18 protein-coding genes are annotated in these 16,621 nt (G+C 67.7%); 10 read left to right on the top strand and 8 right to left on the bottom strand.

Features of this window, described 5'->3' with window-relative positions:
* Positions 1-117: 117 nt before the first annotated feature.
* From QFZ65_RS11180 to QFZ65_RS11155, 6 genes are all read left to right on the top strand, one after another.
* The gene (locus tag QFZ65_RS11180) at positions 118-906 is read left to right on the top strand and encodes a metalloregulator ArsR/SmtB family transcription factor (RefSeq protein WP_306910396.1); all 789 of its coding nucleotides are present in this window, start codon (positions 118-120) and stop codon (positions 904-906) included.
* Entirely contained in the window at positions 906-2,369 is a 1,464-nt protein-coding gene (gene sufB, locus QFZ65_RS11175) for a Fe-S cluster assembly protein SufB (protein ID WP_306910394.1), read from the top strand. The genes QFZ65_RS11180 and sufB overlap by 1 nt, the downstream gene beginning before the upstream one ends.
* Positions 2,369-3,655 carry a Fe-S cluster assembly protein SufD gene (gene sufD / locus QFZ65_RS11170; RefSeq protein WP_306910392.1) on the top strand — a complete coding sequence of 429 codons (1,287 nt, stop codon included), beginning with the start codon at positions 2,369-2,371 and terminating at the stop codon, positions 3,653-3,655. The genes sufB and sufD overlap by 1 nt, the downstream gene beginning before the upstream one ends.
* 53 nt (positions 3,656-3,708) lie before the next feature.
* Positions 3,709-4,068, top strand: coding sequence for a non-heme iron oxygenase ferredoxin subunit (locus QFZ65_RS11165; RefSeq protein WP_306910390.1), 360 nt, complete (start codon positions 3,709-3,711; stop codon positions 4,066-4,068).
* An 88-nt stretch (positions 4,069-4,156) separates the two neighbouring features.
* A complete protein-coding gene (gene sufC, locus QFZ65_RS11160) occupies positions 4,157-4,954 on the top strand; it encodes a Fe-S cluster assembly ATPase SufC (protein WP_306910388.1) in 798 nt (265 codons plus the stop codon).
* A gap of 13 nt (positions 4,955-4,967) precedes the next feature.
* Positions 4,968-5,300, top strand: a complete 333-nt coding sequence (locus QFZ65_RS11155) for a metal-sulfur cluster assembly factor (protein ID WP_232084282.1) — start codon at positions 4,968-4,970, stop codon at positions 5,298-5,300.
* A gap of 132 nt (positions 5,301-5,432) precedes the next feature.
* Here QFZ65_RS11155 and QFZ65_RS11150 read toward each other — a convergent pair whose 3' ends face one another.
* A complete protein-coding gene (locus tag QFZ65_RS11150; RefSeq protein ID WP_306910386.1) occupies positions 5,433-6,317 on the bottom strand; it encodes a neutral zinc metallopeptidase in 885 nt (294 codons plus the stop codon).
* Between the two features lie 58 nt (positions 6,318-6,375).
* Here QFZ65_RS11150 and QFZ65_RS11145 point away from each other — a divergent pair, with 58 nt between their 5' ends.
* Both QFZ65_RS11145 and QFZ65_RS11140 read left to right on the top strand, forming a co-directional pair.
* Positions 6,376-7,809, top strand: a complete 1,434-nt coding sequence (locus QFZ65_RS11145) for an AMP-binding protein (protein WP_306910384.1) — start codon at positions 6,376-6,378, stop codon at positions 7,807-7,809.
* Entirely contained in the window at positions 7,802-9,019 is a 1,218-nt protein-coding gene (locus QFZ65_RS11140) for a thiolase family protein (RefSeq protein ID WP_306910382.1), read from the top strand. The genes QFZ65_RS11145 and QFZ65_RS11140 overlap by 8 nt, the downstream gene beginning before the upstream one ends.
* 464 nt (positions 9,020-9,483) lie before the next feature.
* Here the strand turns inward: QFZ65_RS11140 and QFZ65_RS11135 are convergent, their stop codons facing one another.
* The 3 genes from QFZ65_RS11135 to QFZ65_RS11125 are packed head-to-tail and all read right to left on the bottom strand — an operon-like array spanning position 9,484 to position 11,641.
* Entirely contained in the window at positions 9,484-10,116 is a 633-nt protein-coding gene (locus QFZ65_RS11135) for an energy-coupling factor transporter transmembrane protein EcfT (RefSeq protein ID WP_306910380.1), read from the bottom strand.
* A complete protein-coding gene (locus tag QFZ65_RS11130) occupies positions 10,113-10,856 on the bottom strand; it encodes an energy-coupling factor ABC transporter ATP-binding protein (protein ID WP_306910379.1) in 744 nt (247 codons plus the stop codon). Before QFZ65_RS11130 ends, QFZ65_RS11135 begins: the two co-directional genes overlap by 4 nt.
* Positions 10,853-11,641: a biotin transporter BioY gene (locus QFZ65_RS11125; RefSeq protein WP_306910375.1), complete on the bottom strand. Its 789-nt coding sequence runs from the start codon at positions 11,639-11,641 to the stop codon at positions 10,853-10,855. The genes QFZ65_RS11130 and QFZ65_RS11125 overlap by 4 nt, the downstream gene beginning before the upstream one ends.
* Before the next feature lie 272 nt (positions 11,642-11,913).
* Between QFZ65_RS11125 and QFZ65_RS11120 the strand changes: the two genes are divergently transcribed.
* Positions 11,914-13,512: an ABC-F family ATP-binding cassette domain-containing protein gene (locus QFZ65_RS11120; protein ID WP_306910373.1), complete on the top strand. Its 1,599-nt coding sequence runs from the start codon at positions 11,914-11,916 to the stop codon at positions 13,510-13,512.
* 70 nt (positions 13,513-13,582) lie between these two features.
* Here the strand turns inward: QFZ65_RS11120 and QFZ65_RS11115 are convergent, their stop codons facing one another.
* Genes QFZ65_RS11115 through QFZ65_RS11100 form a run of 4 tightly spaced genes read right to left on the bottom strand, consistent with a single transcriptional unit; the run spans position 13,583 to position 15,691 of the window.
* The gene (locus tag QFZ65_RS11115; protein WP_306910371.1) at positions 13,583-14,050 is read right to left on the bottom strand and encodes a YbaK/EbsC family protein; all 468 of its coding nucleotides are present in this window, start codon (positions 14,048-14,050) and stop codon (positions 13,583-13,585) included.
* 10 nt (positions 14,051-14,060) lie between these two features.
* The gene (locus QFZ65_RS11110; RefSeq protein ID WP_306910368.1) at positions 14,061-14,936 is read right to left on the bottom strand and encodes an SURF1 family protein; all 876 of its coding nucleotides are present in this window, start codon (positions 14,934-14,936) and stop codon (positions 14,061-14,063) included.
* Entirely contained in the window at positions 14,937-15,218 is a 282-nt protein-coding gene (locus tag QFZ65_RS11105; RefSeq protein WP_306910366.1) for a hypothetical protein, read from the bottom strand. It abuts the gene before it with no gap.
* A complete protein-coding gene (locus tag QFZ65_RS11100) occupies positions 15,215-15,691 on the bottom strand; it encodes a DUF3099 domain-containing protein (protein ID WP_306910365.1) in 477 nt (158 codons plus the stop codon). Before QFZ65_RS11100 ends, QFZ65_RS11105 begins: the two co-directional genes overlap by 4 nt.
* A 148-nt stretch (positions 15,692-15,839) precedes the next feature.
* Between QFZ65_RS11100 and fabG the strand changes: the two genes are divergently transcribed.
* Positions 15,840-16,565, top strand: coding sequence for a 3-oxoacyl-ACP reductase FabG (fabG, locus tag QFZ65_RS11095; RefSeq protein ID WP_306910363.1), 726 nt, complete (start codon positions 15,840-15,842; stop codon positions 16,563-16,565).
* Positions 16,566-16,621 lie beyond the last annotated feature (56 nt).

Raw genomic sequence — 16,621 nt, 5'->3', positions numbered from 1 at the left:
GAGCGACATGCAAGCCATGCCTTACTGGAAGGCGGGACTAAATTACGACATGATTGTGTTGTGTATTCCGTGAGCCCATTCTCTTCTGCTGCCCTTTCCGGGCATGGCGCGACGCGCGTGCCGCAGGCGCCTGCCGCGCCTCTCGCAGCGGTGCATGCGGCCGACGCCGATGATCGCACGCGGGACCGCGTGCGTAACGCCGTCCTGGAGCACGGGCCCATCAGTGCCGCGGAGCTCGGCGACCTGCTCGGCTTCACACCTGCCGCCGTCCGCCGCCACCTTGACCGCCTTTCCCGCGACGGCGTTATCGAGGTAAAGCGCGTTGCCCGCGCAGGTGCCAGGGCGGGCCGCCCCGCGCGCCGTTACGTCCTCAGCTCGCAGGGGCAGTCTTTCCTCGGCAACGACTACCTCGACATCGCCACCGTTGCGCTGCAGCGCCTTGGCGAGATGGCCGGACCCGAAGCGGTGCGGCAGTTCGCCGTCGAGCGCTTTGCCGACATGGAACGCCGCTACGCTCCTGAGATCGAACAGGCCGGTGCGGACATTCCGGCCCGCGCCCGGGTACTGTCCGAACTGCTGAGCCGCGACGGCTTCGTCGCCTCGGCAGCCTCGATCGAAGCCAAGGCACCCCTGCCGGCGGCGCTCTCCAGCGTCCAGCTCTGCCAGGGTCACTGCCCCATCCAGCAGCTCGCCGCGCAGTTCCCGGTGTTCTGCGAGGCGGAAACCGAAGTGTTCTCCCGGCTGGTCGGCGTTGACGTCCGCCGGCTGTCCACCCTGGCCCGCGGCGGCCACGTCTGCACCACCCACATACCCACGGGCCGTCCGGCTGCCACGAGGCTTTCCAGCCCCGGCAGCTCTCCGGCCGGTCCGGACGAAGTATCCAACCATCTGCAAGAAAGGCCGTGATGACGGACCAACTATCAGAGAAGAAGGTTGCCGAAACTACTGTGATATCGGAGATTCTGGAAAAGAATCCCGAGCTCCACGGCATCGGCACCTACGAGTACGGCTGGGCCGACAAGAACGACGCCGGCGCCAACGCGCGCCGTGGCATCGACGAGGACGTTGTCCGTGACATCTCGGCCAAGAAGAATGAGCCGGAATGGATGCTCGATCTCCGCCTCAAGGGCCTGAAGTACTTCGACCGCAAGCCCATGCCCACCTGGGGCGCGGACCTCTCCGGCATCGACTTCGACAACATCAAGTACTTCGTGCGCTCCACCGAGAAGCAGGCCGCCACCTGGGAAGACCTCCCCGAGGACATCCGGAACACGTACGAGAAGCTGGGCATCCCGGAAGCCGAGCGCAGCCGCCTCGTCTCCGGAGTCGCGGCACAGTACGAGTCCGAGGTGGTCTACCACCAGATCCGCGAGGACCTCGAAGCACAGGGCGTCATCTTCCTGGACACCGACACCGCGCTGCGCGAACACCCGGAGATCTTCCAGGAGTACTTCGGCACCATCATCCCGGTGGGCGACAACAAGTTCGCCTCGCTGAACACGGCCGTCTGGTCCGGCGGTTCCTTCGTGTACGTTCCCAAGGGCGTCCACGTGGACATCCCGCTGCAGGCCTACTTCCGCATCAACACGGAAAACATGGGCCAGTTCGAGCGCACGCTGATCATCGCCGACGAGGACTCCTACGTCCACTACATCGAAGGCTGCACCGCGCCGATCTACACCTCGGACTCGCTGCACTCTGCCGTCGTCGAGATCGTCGTGAAGAAGGGCGCCCGCGTCCGCTACACGACCATCCAGAACTGGTCCACCAACGTGTACAACCTGGTCACCAAGCGCGCCATCTGCGAAGAGGGCGCCACGATGGAGTGGGTCGACGGCAACATCGGCTCCAAGGTCACCATGAAGTACCCGGCCGTCTACCTGGTGGGCGAGGGCGCCAAGGGCGAGACCCTGTCCATCGCATTTGCCGGCGAAGGCCAGCACCAGGACACCGGCTCGAAGATGGTCCACATCGCGCCGAACACCAAGAGCTCGATCGTGTCCAAGTCGGTGGCCCGTGGCGGCGGCCGTGCCGCCTACCGCGGCCTGGTCCAGGTCCGTGAAGGCGCGAAGCACTCGGCCAACACGGTGCGCTGCGACGCGCTGCTGGTGGACACCATCAGCCGTTCGGACACCTACCCGTACATCGACATCCGCGAAGACGACGTCACCATGGGCCACGAGGCCACGGTGTCCCGCGTGAGCGAAGAGCAGCTGTTCTACCTGATGTCCCGCGGCATGCGCGAAGACGAGGCCATGGCGATGATCGTCCGCGGCTTCATCGAGCCCATTGCCCGGGAGCTTCCGATGGAGTACGCCCTTGAGTTGAACCGCCTGATTGAACTGCAGATGGAAGGATCGGTCGGTTAATGACTGACATCACTACGGAAAAGGCCCGCATCGGCGCGCCGTCAGCCCAGCCGTTCATCAACGGATTCACCGAGGAAGGCGAAAGCCTGTCCCCGCTCAATGCTGCGGACTCCAAGGCACCGCTCGCCGGGGACGCCGTCAAGCGCCACTCCCACGGCGGCGGCGTCGGCATCCCGGACAGCTCCCGCGCCGGCCGCCTGACGTCCTACAAGCTGGCGGACTTCAAGCCGCTGACCGGCCTGGAGGAAGACTGGCGGTTCACCCCGCTCAAGCGCCTCCGCGGGCTGCACAGCGAGGTCCTGGGCGGCACTGCTCCCACCGTCAGCGTCACCGCCCCGCACGGCGTGCACGTCGAGAGCGTCGGCCGCGACGACTCCCGGATCGGCTCCGCAGCCATCCCCGAGGACCGCGTCTCCGCCAATGCCTGGGAGAACTTCACCGAGGCCACCGTCATCACCGTGCCCGCCGAGGTCCAGGCCGACGGCGAGATCAGCGTTGTGCTGACCGGCAACGGCGCCGAGGCCTCGGCGCAGCACATCGTCATCGTGGCGGAAAAGTTCTCCAAGGCCGTCGTCGTGGTGGACCACCAGGGCAGCGCCGTCGTGTCGGAAAACATCGAGATCCTCGTTGAGGACGGCGCGCAGCTGACCGTCATCTCGCTCCAGGAATGGAACGACGACGCCGTGCACGTCTCCTCCCAGCAGGCGAAGCTCGGCCGCGACGCGAAGTTCAAGCACATCGTCGTCAGCCTCGGCGGCGACCTGGTGCGCATCACGCCCTCGGCCCGCTTCACCGCCCCCGGCGCCGAAGCGGAACTGTTCGGCCTGTACTTCGCCGACGCCGGCCAGCACCTTGAGCAGCGCCTGTTCGTTGACCACGCGGTCGCCAACTGCAAGTCCAACGTCCTCTACAAGGGCGCCCTGCAGGGCCGCGGCGCGCACACCGTCTGGGTAGGTGACGTCCTGATCCGCAAGGAGGCAGAAGGCACCGACACCTACGAGGCCAACCGCAACCTGGTCCTCACCGACGGCGCCCGCGCGGACTCCGTGCCGAACCTGGAAATCGAGACCGGCCTGATCGCCGGCGCCGGCCACGCCAGCGCCACCGGACGGTTCGACGACCAGCACCTGTTCTACCTGATGGCCCGCGGCATTCCGGAAGAGGTGGCCCGCCGCCTGGTGGTCCGCGGCTTCCTGAACGAGATCATCCAGAAGATCAAGGTTCCGGCCATCGAGGAACGCCTCACGGCCGCCGTCGAGCGCGAACTCGCGGCAACGGACAACTAGTGCCCGGCACTAGAGGACAAGCACAGCACTAAAGGACACAGGAAAAGAATCAGATGACTGACCAGCCAAAGGGCGAGCTCGTCTGCAACGCCAGCGAGATCCAACCCAAGCAGGCGCTGCGGATCCTGATCGACGACTACCCGGTAGCGATCGTGAAGGACTCGATGGGAGAAATCCACGCCATCGGCGACACCTGCTCGCACGCGGACATCTCGCTCTCCGAAGGCGAGGTGGAAGGCTGCCTGATCGAATGCTGGGGGCACGGCTCCCAGTTCGACCTGCGCAGCGGCGAGCCGCTCCAGCTGCCGGCCTACGATCCTGTTCCTGTTTTCGCCGTGACCATCCAGGGCGATGAGGTGTACGTGGACGTCAGCAACGTCCTGAACGGCGCCGAAGCTCCGAACTTCAGCTAGCTGCCCGCAGCCGGCACCCGCACAAGCTACCTTTTCGACGAGAAACCGCACCAGGCCGGAGGGCACGGTGCAGAGGAGAACAAGACATATGTCGACTCTTGAGATCAAGGACCTGCACGTCAGCATTGACACCGAGCAGGGCACCAAGGAAATCCTGAAGGGCGTCAGCCTGACCATCCGGACCGGCGAGACCCACGCCATCATGGGCCCGAACGGCTCCGGCAAGTCCACCCTGGCGTCCACCATCGCCGGACACCCGCGCTATAACGTCACCTCCGGCACGATCACCCTCGACGGCGAAGACGTCCTGGCGATGAGCGTTGACGAGCGCGCCCGCGCCGGCGTGTTCCTGGCCATGCAGTACCCGGTGGAGGTCCCCGGCGTGAGCATGACGAACTTCCTGCGCACCGCCAAGACGGCCATCGACGGCGAAGCCCCGAAGCTCCGCACGTGGACCAAGGAAGTCAAGGCCGCCATGGAGCAGCTGCGGATCGACGCCGACTTCACCCAGCGCAACGTCAACGAAGGCTTCTCCGGCGGCGAGAAGAAGCGCGTCGAGATCCTCCAGCTCGAGCTGTTCAAGCCGAAGTTCGCCATCCTGGACGAGACCGACTCCGGCCTGGACGTTGACGCCCTGAAGGTCGTCTCCGAGGGCGTCAACCGCGCCCACGCCGAAGGCAACATGGGGACCCTGCTCATCACCCACTACACGCGGATCCTGCGCTACATCAAGCCGGACTTCGTGCACGTGTTCGTTGATGGCCAGGTTGTGGAAGAGGGCGGCCCGGAGCTCGCGGACCGTCTCGAAGAAGAAGGCTACGACCGCTACGCCAACGGCGCAGGGGCGGCCGCCATCGCTGCCGCTCCGGCAGCAACCCAGGCGTAGTTAGGACTCCGCAATGACCGAACTCAATGTGGCCCGCACGGGCCTCGAGGATGTCGAAGAGGCACTCAAGGATGTCATTGACCCGGAACTCGGGGTCAACATCGTTGATCTGGGCCTGCTCTACGGTCTGAAGTACTCAGACGACGACGGCGCCCTGCTGATCGACATGACGCTCACCACCGCCGCCTGCCCGCTCACCGATGTCATCGAGGAGCAGGTCGGCCAGGCCCTAGACGGGATCGTCGATGAATGGCGCCTGAACTGGGTCTGGATGCCGCCGTGGGGTCCGGAACGGATCACCGAAGACGGCCGCGACCAGATGCGGGCGCTCGGCTTCAACATCTAAAAGCTCGAAGTACGACGGCGGCCGGTCACCTTCCCTCGAAGGTGACCGGCCGCCGTCGTCGTGTCATCGATTGCTCCGTAACGGCCCTTTAGGCGCGTCATAAGGGCCGTTACGGAGCAATCGATAGAGGAGTCAGGGGGTTGCGACGGCGAACGTGTCGCACTGGTTGATGTCGCCGGTCTGGTAGCCCTGATAGAACCACTTCTGCCGCTGAGCGCTGGAGCCGTGGGTCCATGACTCCGGTGAGACGCGGCCGGTGGCGGCCTTCTGGATCCGGTCATCGCCCACCGACGACGCCGCGGACAGGGCGTCCTGCAGGTCCTGCGTCTTGAGCGGTTCCAGGAAGGGCTGGCCGGTGTTGGGGTCCTTGGTGGTGGTGGCGTAGCGGGCCCACAGCCCTGCGTAGCAGTCTGCCTGCAGCTCAACGCGCACCGCTCCGGATTGAGGCCCCTGCGGATCCTGCTGCGCGCGGTCGATCGTGCCGAGCAGGTTCTGGATGTGGTGTCCGAATTCGTGCGCCACCACGTACTCCTGCGCCAGCGGGCCGCCGGAGGAGCCGAAGCGGTCCACGAGTTCCTGGAAGAAGCCGGGGTCGAAGTATGCGGTCTGGTCGGCGGGGCAGTAGAACGGTCCTACCTCGGAGGTCGCGCTGCCGCAGCCCGTGCTGGTACCGCCGTTGAACAACACCGTCTCCGGCCGCGGGTACTTCTGGTTGTATTGCGCAAGATACTGCGGCCAGAACGCGTTCAGGCTGTTGACGGTGCCCACGATCCGGCACTCGAGCCGGGCATCGGCATCGGCGCCGGTCCTGCACGCCGGCGCGGTGCTCTGGCTCTGCGTTTGGTCCTGGGTGGTGCCGCCCAGGCCCTCGAGCATTTGTGGATTGATGCCGAACAATGCGGCCAGGAGCAGCACAATGCCGCCGCCAATGCCGCCGCCGATTTTCGTGCCGCGGCCCATGCCGCCACGGCTCTGAACTTCGGACGGGTCCAGCTGGACGTTGTCATTGAAACTCATGCTGTCACAATATCCCTTCCCGCTGGTCCGGGCGGCGGCTGCCGGTAAAGTTGATCCGATGCCTTTTCTCGACAGACTCCAGCGTTGGGCCGACGAGCGCCCCGACGGTACCGCCGTCGTCGTCGCCGAAAAGCGGCTCAGCTGGGCGGAGTTTCGGGACGCTGCGGGCCTGGTGCCGGTGGTTCCCGCCGTCACGGTGCTCCCGGCGGACAATTCTCTGGCCTCCGCCGTCGGTTTCGCTGCCGCGGTGGCAGGGGAGCGGCTGTGCGCGGTCCTGGATCCGTCGTGGCCGCAGCAGCTGCTGGACACGATCGCCGCACGGATCACGGCAAAGTTCCCACCGGATCCGAGCGCCGTGCCGCGTCCCGGCGGGCGGCGCATCGACGGGGTTACTGACGGGCTCACTGACGGGCCGCCGGGGTCGCCGTTCCTGATCGGGCTGACCGCCGGCACCACTTCCATTCCGAAGGCCTTTACCCGCAGCCGGGAGTCCTGGCGGACGTCTTTCGACGCGTCCATCGAATTCTTCGGCCTGACCGCGGAGGACGTGACGCTGGCGCCCGGGCCTTTGGCCGCGAGCCTGAACCTCTATGCCCTCGCCGAATGCCTGTACGCGGGCTCGGAGTTCCACACCTTGAAGCAGTTCGACGTCGGCGACGCGCACGCCGCCGTCAGCCATGACGGGATCACCCGACTGGTCCTGGTGCCCAGCATGCTGAGGCTGCTGAGCGAGCGGGGCCTCGCTGGCGGCGTCGACGCCGCCGGTATCCGCAGCATTGTCTGCGCCGGTTCCAAGCTGGACGCGCGGACCTTGGAAGCGGCCCGCCGCTGGGCCCCCAACGCCACCATCTTCGAGTACTACGGTGCGTCCGAACTCAGCTTTGTCGCGGGCGCCGGCCTTCCTCCCGGCCAGCAACCCCAGCTGGGCGGCACCGGGATCGGACGGCCATTCCCGGGAGTGCAGATCCGGATCCTGGACGCCGCGGGCGCGGAACTGCCGGAGGGCGGTGTCGGCAACATCTGCGTCCGGAGCGGGATGGTCAGCGACGGCTACCTCTGGGGCGACGACGGCCAGGCACTCCAGTCCCTGGGCGGCTGGTACACAGTGGGAGACCAGGGGTACCTCTCGGCAGGAACCCTGCACCTGCTGGGGCGCCGCTCGGACATGATCATCACGGCCGGCACGAACGTGTACCCCCATGAAGTGGAACTGGCACTGGCCTCCGTTCCGGGCGTCGCCTCCGCGGTGGCCGCCGGGTTGGCCGATGACCTTCGCGGACAGCGCGTGGTGGCCGGCGTGGTGCCGTCCCACGGGGGAGTCACCGCCACCCAGCTGAGGGCCGGCGTGGAAGAGGTGCTGGTCAGGACCAAGCGCCCGATGGAGTATTTCGCCCTGACCGAGCTCCCGCTGACCGACCGGGGCAAGCTCAGCCGCCAGCTTCTGGCGGACTGGATCACCCGCGCCGATCCTAGGGTCCGCCGGCTTGGCTGAGCCCCGCACGGCGGTCCTTGCGGAGGACCTTCCGGAGGACCGGCAGCCCGTCATCATCGCGGCCCGCCGGACCCCGGTCTGCCGCGCCAACGGCGCTCTGGCCTCGCTGCGCGCCCATGAACTGCTGGCCCCGGTCCTGCGCAGCCTCCTGGTCGAGACGGGCGTGCCCGCGGATGCGGTGGCCGACGTCGTGATTGGCAATGCCGTGGGCGGCGGCGGGAACGTGGCCCGCCTCGCCGCGCTCGAGGCGGGCCTGCCGGTCGGCGTTCCCGGCCTGACTGTGGACCGGCAGTGCGGCTCCGGGCTGGACGCGATCGCACTCGCCTCGCGGCTGGTGGCTGCCGGGGGCGGCGCGGTGTACCTGGCCGGCGGGGTGGAAAGCGTCAGCACCGCGCCGCTCCGCGCGCACCGGAACAGTGCAGGTGAGCCGGAATTCTTTTCGCGCGCACAGTTCGTGCCGGCCGCCTTCGGTGATCCGGACATGGGTGCCGCTGCCGAAAACGTGGCCGAACATTTCCGAGTGGGCAGGGAGCGGCAGGATGAATTGGCGTTGCGCAGCCACCAACGGGCCCTCGCCGCAGCCGCCTCCGGCACGTTCGACGCGGAAATCGTTCCGCTGGACATGTCCTCCGGGCCGGGCGGTTCCCACACCGTGACGGCCGACGACGGACCCCGCCGCGGACTGACCGCGCACGTTCTGGCACGGTTCCCGCCGGCGTTCGTTTCCGGGGGTTCCGTCACGGCCGGGAACTCCTGCTTCGACGCGGACGCTGCCTCCGCCGTCGTGGTCACTTCGATGGGGCGTGCCCGCGAGCTGGGGCCCCGCGACGGCCTGCTGGTGCTGGGGACGGACACAGCCGGCGTGGACCCCCGGCTGCTCGGCATCGGCGCGGCCGCCGCGGGGGAACGCCTGCTCGCCGCGCACGGCATGACCGGAGCGGACCTCGGCCTGGTCGAGTTCAACGAGGCGTTCGCGTCCCAGACGATCGCCTGCCTCGAACGGCTCGGCATCGACCCGGCACGGGCCAACGTTGACGGCGGAGCGCTGGCCCTCGGCCACGCCTACGGCGCCTCGGGAGCGGTCCTCGTCACCCGGGTGCTGGCCCAGGCCCGCCGCGCCGGGGTGCAAGGCCAGCTGGCCCTGGCCCTGATCAGCAGCGCCGGGGGCATGGGCACGGCCGCGCTGCTGGAATACCGCAGGTTCCCCTGACCTTCCCTTAGGGACATGCTCATTCGTGGGGCGCGGCGAAGGGACATGCCCGTTTTTCCGGTGCGGGGAGCGCGGGACATGCCCATTTGCGGAGTTCGCGCCCACGGGACTTGCTCATTTTTCAGTCCGCGCCCAGGGGACATGCTCATTCTTCAGTCTGAGCAACGGGCATGCTCATTCTTGGGCCCTTGGCCGGGAGGACATGCTCATTCTTAGGCCTGAGCCACGGACACGATGCCACTATGTCCAATGTCCGCGGGCAAGGGAGGGCATGTCCCGTGGGGCACCAAGGGGGAGAGTATGTCCTGCGCCGACGACCCACGGGACATGCTCATTCCTGGCGCTTCGCCCCGGGGAACATGCTCATTCCTGGGCCCGAGCAGTGGGCATAGCGGCACTATGCTCATTGTCCGCGGGCAGGGGAGGGCATGTCCCTTCCCGTGGAAGAACACCGCAGACCGGTCTCAGCCTTCCCGGTCCTCGGCCTCGCCCAAACCTCGCGCCGCCAGGGCTTCGCCGGTCTGCCGGGCGAAGGCCACGGTGGTGATGAAGACCGGGAGCACCAGGGCCCGGGGGTTTCGTTCCAGGCCGCGGGCGCGCGCGGAATCCCGGACGTTGGAATAGGCACCTGCGACGAACGGGATACTCCGCAGCATGACGGCGATTGTCAGGGTGAAGCGTTCGGGATCCGCACCCAAGCCCCGGAACGGCATGGCCAAGGACGCTACCCCGTCCAGCAGCGCCTGGACGGGCGTCGTCGCCGTCAGGATGGATGCCGCCACGATGCAGACCAGCACGTTCAGCACGATGCGGGCTGCGGTGGGGCCGCCCAGCTGCCACCACTGGAAGAGGCCGAGCACCGCGAGCACCGGCAGCACCGGCCGGACGGCGCGCAGCAGGCGTGCCGGCCCCGCCCCACTGAGCAGAAACAGTCCGCACATCAGCGCCAGCATCCCGGCTGCCACGGTCCAGTCCGCGATCAGGAAGGACGCCATGCCGCAGCCCAGAACCAGCAGGAACTTCAGCCACAGCGGCGCCCGGTGCACCACGGACCCGCCTGGCACATAGTTTGCGAACAGGAACCCCGAACCGCTCACCGCTGCTCCCTTTGCAGCGCGTGCCCGACTGGCGGCTTAGACCCTGACGCGCTCAGCGCGCGGTAATGCTCGACGGCGGGCGCGGGATCGCCGTCGAACACGACCCGGCCGGCGTCGACTACGAGGACGCGGTCCATGTCCTGGGCGAGCTCGAGATCGTGCGTGGACAGAATGACCTGCTGGCTGAGGCCTGCCAGGGTCCGGCGGAGCAGTTCCCGGTTGCGCAGGTCCAGCAGCGTGGAGGGCTCGTCCAGGACCAGCAGCTCCGGGTCCACCGCGAGGACGGCGGCGAGGGCCATCAGCTGGCGCTCCCCGCCGGAAAGCTCATAAATGCTCTGGTCCGCCAGCGGCAGCAACCCGAAGCGGTCCAGGGTGGCCTCAGCCTGCCGCCGCCGCTCCGCAGCATTCCGGACCGAGCGCCGGAGGGAAAGATCCACGTCCTCGCGGCCGGTGGGCATCACCAGCTGGGACAGCGGATCGGTGAAGACGAAGCCGACCCGGCGACGGACTTCCCGCACCGCACGGACAGTATCCGAACCACCCACGAGCACCCTGCCGCTGCTGGGTGCCACCAGACCGTTCAGGAGCCGCAGGAGGGTGGACTTCCCGGAACCGTTGGCGCCGATGATGCCGATCCGCCGCTCCACCAGCTCCAGTGACAACCCTTCGAGCAGGGTCTTGGGTGCCGCGCGGCCGTCAGCCCCGACCCGCACCGCCACCCGGTCCAGGAGAATCTTCACGCGTGGTCGTTCCCAGCAAGATCGTCGCCACGAACATCGTCGCCACGAACATCGTCCCCTGGAGCAGCGTCCCCGGGAAAGCTGCCAACCGGCCGGACACGGCGGAGCAACAGGTCCGGGAAGGCCTTGTGCAGGGACAGCGCGATGGTCACGGCCAGGGCGTTCTTGATCACATCTCCGGGGTAGAAGGCGAGATCGGTGAGGAAGGCTTTTGAGAAGTCCAGCTTGGCGTTCACCATCATGCCAAGCACGCCGAGACCATGCACGAAGATGATGCTGCTCACCATGGCGCCAAGAAACAACAGCACAGCGCGGAGCCGGCCGGCCCGGCCTGCGGTCCGCCGGAGCACCACGGCAGTCAGCCAGCCCGCTGCCGCGGCGGCCAGGGGGAAGGCCACGATGTAGCCGGCGGACGGCCCGGCCAGGACCCCGAGGCCGCCGCGGCCCCCGCTGAAGATCGGCAGCCCGGCCAGTCCCAGGAGGACGTACAGCCCGACGGCGGCGAAAGCCCGACCGGGGCCGAGGGCCAGCCCTGTGAGCATGACAGCCAGGGTCTGCAGTGTGATGGGAACCCCGAGTCCGCCCACGGGGATTGCTGCGATGAGAGCCGAACCGGCCACGAGCGCCGCGAAGACGGCGATCAGCCCGAGGTCGGTGGCGTCCCACCGGTTCCGGCCGCGGCGCGCGGCCGGCCCGCGGCGCGCTGGCTTCAGGCCGCCCGTAGAGGGGCCGCCCGAAGCGGGGGTACGGACGGGGATGCGTGCGGGGCCGCCGGTCTGCGTCATTGCTGTCCTGTCAGGTTGAAGGGCGTCAGTTCTTGCATCCGACGATACGGCGGCCCCCGCGCCCGGTTTTTTGTAGGTGCCCCACTAAGCGGGGCGCAAGATGCTGGAGACCGCCGCCAAAGGCCCGGCCTCCCGGAGCGGGGGCCGTGTCATCCGGCCGGGCCCGGGCCGGTAGGATAGGAAAGGCCGTGCTCTCGGCCGCACTGCCCCGGCGCCCTCCAGATTCCTCCGTTGCGCCGCGGCGTTCCCTGTTGTGAAAGGCCTTAGCTGCATTGATTACCGTCCAGGATCTCGAACTGCGCGCCGGTGCCCGCCTCCTCATGGACCAGGTGAGCTTCCGTATCGACAAGGGAGACAAGATCGGCCTGGTTGGCCGTAACGGTGCAGGCAAGACCACACTCACCCGCGTGCTGGCCGGCGAGGGACTGCCCGCCGGCGGCAAAGTCACGCGCAGCGGGGAGATCGGCTACCTGCCGCAGGACCCCCGCACCCCGGACATGGAGCAGCTGGCCCGTGACCGCATCCTCTCCGCCCGCGGCCTGGACATCGCCGTCGGCAAGCTCCGCGTCGCGCACGAAGAGATGGCCAGCGAGGACGCCAACGTCCAGCGCAAGGCGATGAACCGCTATGACCGGCTGGAGTCGGAGTTCCTGGCCGCCGGCGGCTACGCGGCCGAGGCCGAGGCCGCGGCCATCTGCTCCAACCTGGCCCTGCCGGACCGGCTGCTGAACCAGCCGCTCAAGACCCTTTCCGGTGGCCAGCGGCGCCGCGTGGAGCTCGCCAGGATCCTGTATTCCGACGCCGAGACCATGCTCCTCGATGAGCCCACCAACCACCTCGACGCCGACTCCATCGCCTGGCTCCGTGAGTTCCTCAAGAACCACCAGGGCGGCCTCATCGTGATCAGCCACGACACCGAACTGCTTGAGGCGACGGTGAACAAGGTCTTCCTGCTGGATGCCAACCGGGCGCAGATCGATGTGTACAACATGGACTGGAAGCGCTACCTGACCCAGCGCGAAACCGACGAGCGGGCCCGCAAACGTGAGCGTGCCAACGCGGAAAAGAAGGCCCAGGTCCTCATGGACCAGGCCAACAAGATGCGCGCCAAGGCCACCAAGGCCGTCGCGGCGCAGAACATGGCCAAGCGTGCCGAACGCCTCCTCGGCGGCCTCGAGGCGGTCCGCGAGACCGACCGCGTGGCAGCCCTGCGCTTCCCGGATCCCTCGCCCTGCGGCAAGACCCCGCTCACCGCTGACGGCCTGAGCAAGTCCTACGGCTCGCTCGAGATCTTCACCGACGTCGACCTCGCGATCGACCGCGGCTCCAAGGTGGTCATCCTGGGCCTCAACGGCGCCGGCAAGACCACCCTGCTGCGGATGCTCGCCGGCGTCGACAAGCCGGACACCGGCGAGGTCATCCCGGGCCACGGACTGAAGGTGGGCTACTACGCCCAGGAGCACGAGACGCTCGACGTCGACCGCACCGTCCTGCAGAACATGCGTTCCTCCGCCCCGGACATGAACGACGCCGAAGTACGCGGCATCCTCGGGTCGTTCCTTTTCTCCGGTGACGACGTCGACAAGCCGGCCGGCGTGCTGTCCGGCGGCGAGAAGACCCGTCTGGCCCTGGCCACCATCGTTGCCTCGAGCGCCAACGTGCTGCTCCTCGACGAGCCCACCAACAACCTCGACCCCGCCAGCCGCGCCGAGATCCTGGGGGCCCTGAGCAACTACACCGGCGCCGTCGTACTGGTCAGCCACGACGAAGGTGCCGTCGAGGCGCTGAACCCGGAGCGCGTCGTCCTCCTGCCCGACGGCGTCGAGGACCTCTGGAACGACGACTACCTGGACCTCATCACCCTGGCGTAGGCCACCCAACTACCTCGCAGCTGGTGTCGTTTTCAGCGCCCAAACCGACACCAGCTGCGACTCAGTTGGGTTAGCGGACGGGCATTTCTTCCGCTTCGGTGATCCGCCGCAGGTCCTCGTAGCTGATGGAGAACATCGAGTTGTGGTCGCCGGCCCCGGCCCAGAGCAGGGGGTGGGCCGCCAGCGACTCGTCCAGGACGGTGCGGATCTTTTCCGGATGCCCCAGCGGGGCCACGCCTCCGACTTCCTGGCCGGTGTGGGCCAGGACGAAGTCCGGCGTGGCGCGCCGGATCTTGCTGGCGCCAAGCTGCGCTGCAACCTTCCGGACGTCCACCCTGGCGGCGCCGCTGGCCAGGATCAGCAGGGGAGTGCCTTCCAGGTCGAAGACCAGGGAGTTGGCGATCGCAGCGAGCTCGCAGCCGAGGGCGGTTGCCGCCGCGGCTGCCGTCGGGACCTTGGTCTCGAACACGGTGACGGTGTCCTGGGCGCCCGCCGCGGTCAATGCCTGCTTCACGTGCGCTACCGGTTCCGGATACATGCCGCCTCCCTCAGTAGCCCTGCGCGTCCAGGATGGCGTCTTCCTCTTCCTCCGCGGTGGCATTCTTCCGCTTCCGCGGAGACGCCCGACGGCGGGCCGCCGGTGCGCTCGAGTGCTGGAACCCGGCGTCGCCGAACTCTTCCGCATCCTCCGCATCGATGGCCGCATTGCGGGCCTGCTGCCGCGCCGCATACCCGAAGCCGATGAACATCAGCACCCCGAAGGCGAACCACTGCAGCGAGTAGGACAGGTGGGTGCCTTCATCCGTGGACGGCTTGGGGAAGGGCAATGGCATCTCCGGCACCGCAGGGCTTTCCGACGCCAGCTGGCCGTAGGCGCCGGTGAGCAACGGGTAGCCGAGCTGCGACGAGTAGGCGGCAAGGTCGATGGAGGCGAGCTGCCCGTCCGGCGCTCCACGCTGCAGTTCGGGCTCTGCGTGCTTGAGCCTCGCGACGACGGTCACGTTGCCCGCCGGCGGCGCCGGAACCGAGTCCGGCCGGCCGGGGTTGTCGTTACCGATCGGCAGCCAGCCGCGGTCAATGACAACGGTCTCACCTGTGTCCAGCCGGAAGGGGACCACGACCTCGTATCCGGGCTGTCCGTTGAGCGGGCGGTTGCGCACCACGCGCTGGCCCGCGGTGTCGTAGCTGCCCTTCAGCTCCACCTGGGTCCACTCGCGCTGCGGGTCCAGCCTGCTGAACTGGTCCTTCACCTGGGCAAAGGGAACCGGCGCGGCGGAGTAGTTGCTGGTGATGCGGTTGATCTCGGCCAGGGTCTCGGCGCGGCGGTCCATCTGCCAGCGGCCGAGGAAGACGCAGCCTGTGGCGAAAATGGCGGCCAGCAACAGATATCCCAGCCATTTGCTGGAAAAAAGGAAGCGGTACATTCAGCTGGCCTCAGGTGTGACAGGCGCAGGCGCGACAGGCGCATGCGCGAAGGGCAGGGCCAGGGTTTCTTTCCACAAGCCGCGGGTCTGCAGGTAGTCCTCGAGCCAGGAGCGGTGCTCGCCACAGGCAAGCCAGATCTTCCGCCGCTCCGGCGTATGGATTTTCGGGTTGTTCCAGAGCAGCTGCCATTCGGCTCCCGCCCGGCACGCCTTCCGCGAACACACCGCTTCGGCCGGCCCCGCCTCCGGGCCCCCGCTCCCGGCAAGGTCAAACAGGCTCATGAAGCAGCCCGCCCGTGGTCGCCATCATCGTCTGCAAGTCCATCCTCTTCGTCGATCAGTTCGCCCTGCAACAATGTCATGCCTGCGTCTTCAGTGCCCTCGGCTGCCGGTCCGGCGTCCCCGGCTGCTCCGGCGGCAGCCTCCGGCGCCTCCAGTTCGCCCACCGGAACGTAGTCCAGCAGGGCGTCGCTGTGGATCTCCGCCTTGTCGCCGCCGTTGGCGATGATCACGGCAACCCACGGCAGGAACACGGCGCCGAGCGCGGGGACAAGCTTGAACCAGCCGTCCACCGCAAAGATCAGGATGAGGCACACCATACGGATGCCCATGGCGACGGCATACTTGATCATCCGCTGGCGCATCTCTTCCGAGTGTGGCGTCGCGGCGTCTGTGATGCTGTGGACCTCGTTGTCGCCGGAAAGCGCATCAGGGTCCCCCGGCATCGCTTCACCGGGTCGGTTTTTGAGTGTCAAGGCTGTCAGATCACGCTCCAAGGCTTACTTCAATTCTCGCACCATCGGAGGAGCCGCCCAAACGTGGACCGGCCGGGCGCTAAGATCGGAGGCAGGAAAATCCAGCCCCCAGCGCGGCGCCGCCAGCCGCAGAATTCCGGAGCCCACTATGTCTGAAGCAGCAACTCCCGGCCGCAGCGTCCTGATCACCGGCGGGAACCGCGGAATCGGCCTTGCGATCGCGGAATCCTTCCTTGCCAACGGCGACAAGGTGGCGGTCACCTACCGTAGCGAGTCCCAGCTGCCCGAGGGCATCCTCGGCGTGAAGGCCGACGTGACGGATGAGGCTTCGGTGGACGCCGCCTTCGCTGAGGTTGAAGCCGCGCACGGGCCTGTCGAGGTGCTGGTGGCCAACGCCGGCATCACCAAGGACACCCTGCTGATGCGCATGAGCGAGGACGACTTCACCTCGGTGATCGACACCAACCTCACGGGCGCCTTCCGGGTCATCAAGCGGGCGTCCAAGGGCATGATCCGCGCGCGCAAGGGACGTGTGGTCCTGATCTCCTCCGTTTCCGGCCTTTACGGCGCGCCCGGCCAGATCAACTACTCCGCCTCCAAGGCGGGCCTCGTGGGCATCGCCAGGTCGCTGACCCGCGAACTCGGCGGCCGCGGCATCACCGCCAACGTTGTGGCGCCCGGTTTCATCAACACGGACATGACGGCCGAGCTGCCCGAGGCGACCCAGAAGGACTACCTGTCCAAGGTCCCCGCCGGCCGGTTCGCCGAGGCGTCCGAGGTCGCGGACGTCGTCCGCTGGGTGGCCAGCGCGGAGGCGGCGTACATTTCCGGCGCCGTCATCCCGGTTGACGGCGGCCTCGGCATGGGTCACTAGGGCCTGCTTTCCGGTGGACGACGGCGGAGACGTACGACGGCGGTTCGGGCCGCCGT

Source organism: Arthrobacter sp. B3I9, assembly GCF_030816935.1.
In the GTDB taxonomy this organism is placed as follows: domain Bacteria; phylum Actinomycetota; class Actinomycetes; order Actinomycetales; family Micrococcaceae; genus Arthrobacter.
Note: the sequence above shows the minus strand (reverse complement) of the source record. Positions and strands in the feature narration are given on the sequence as shown.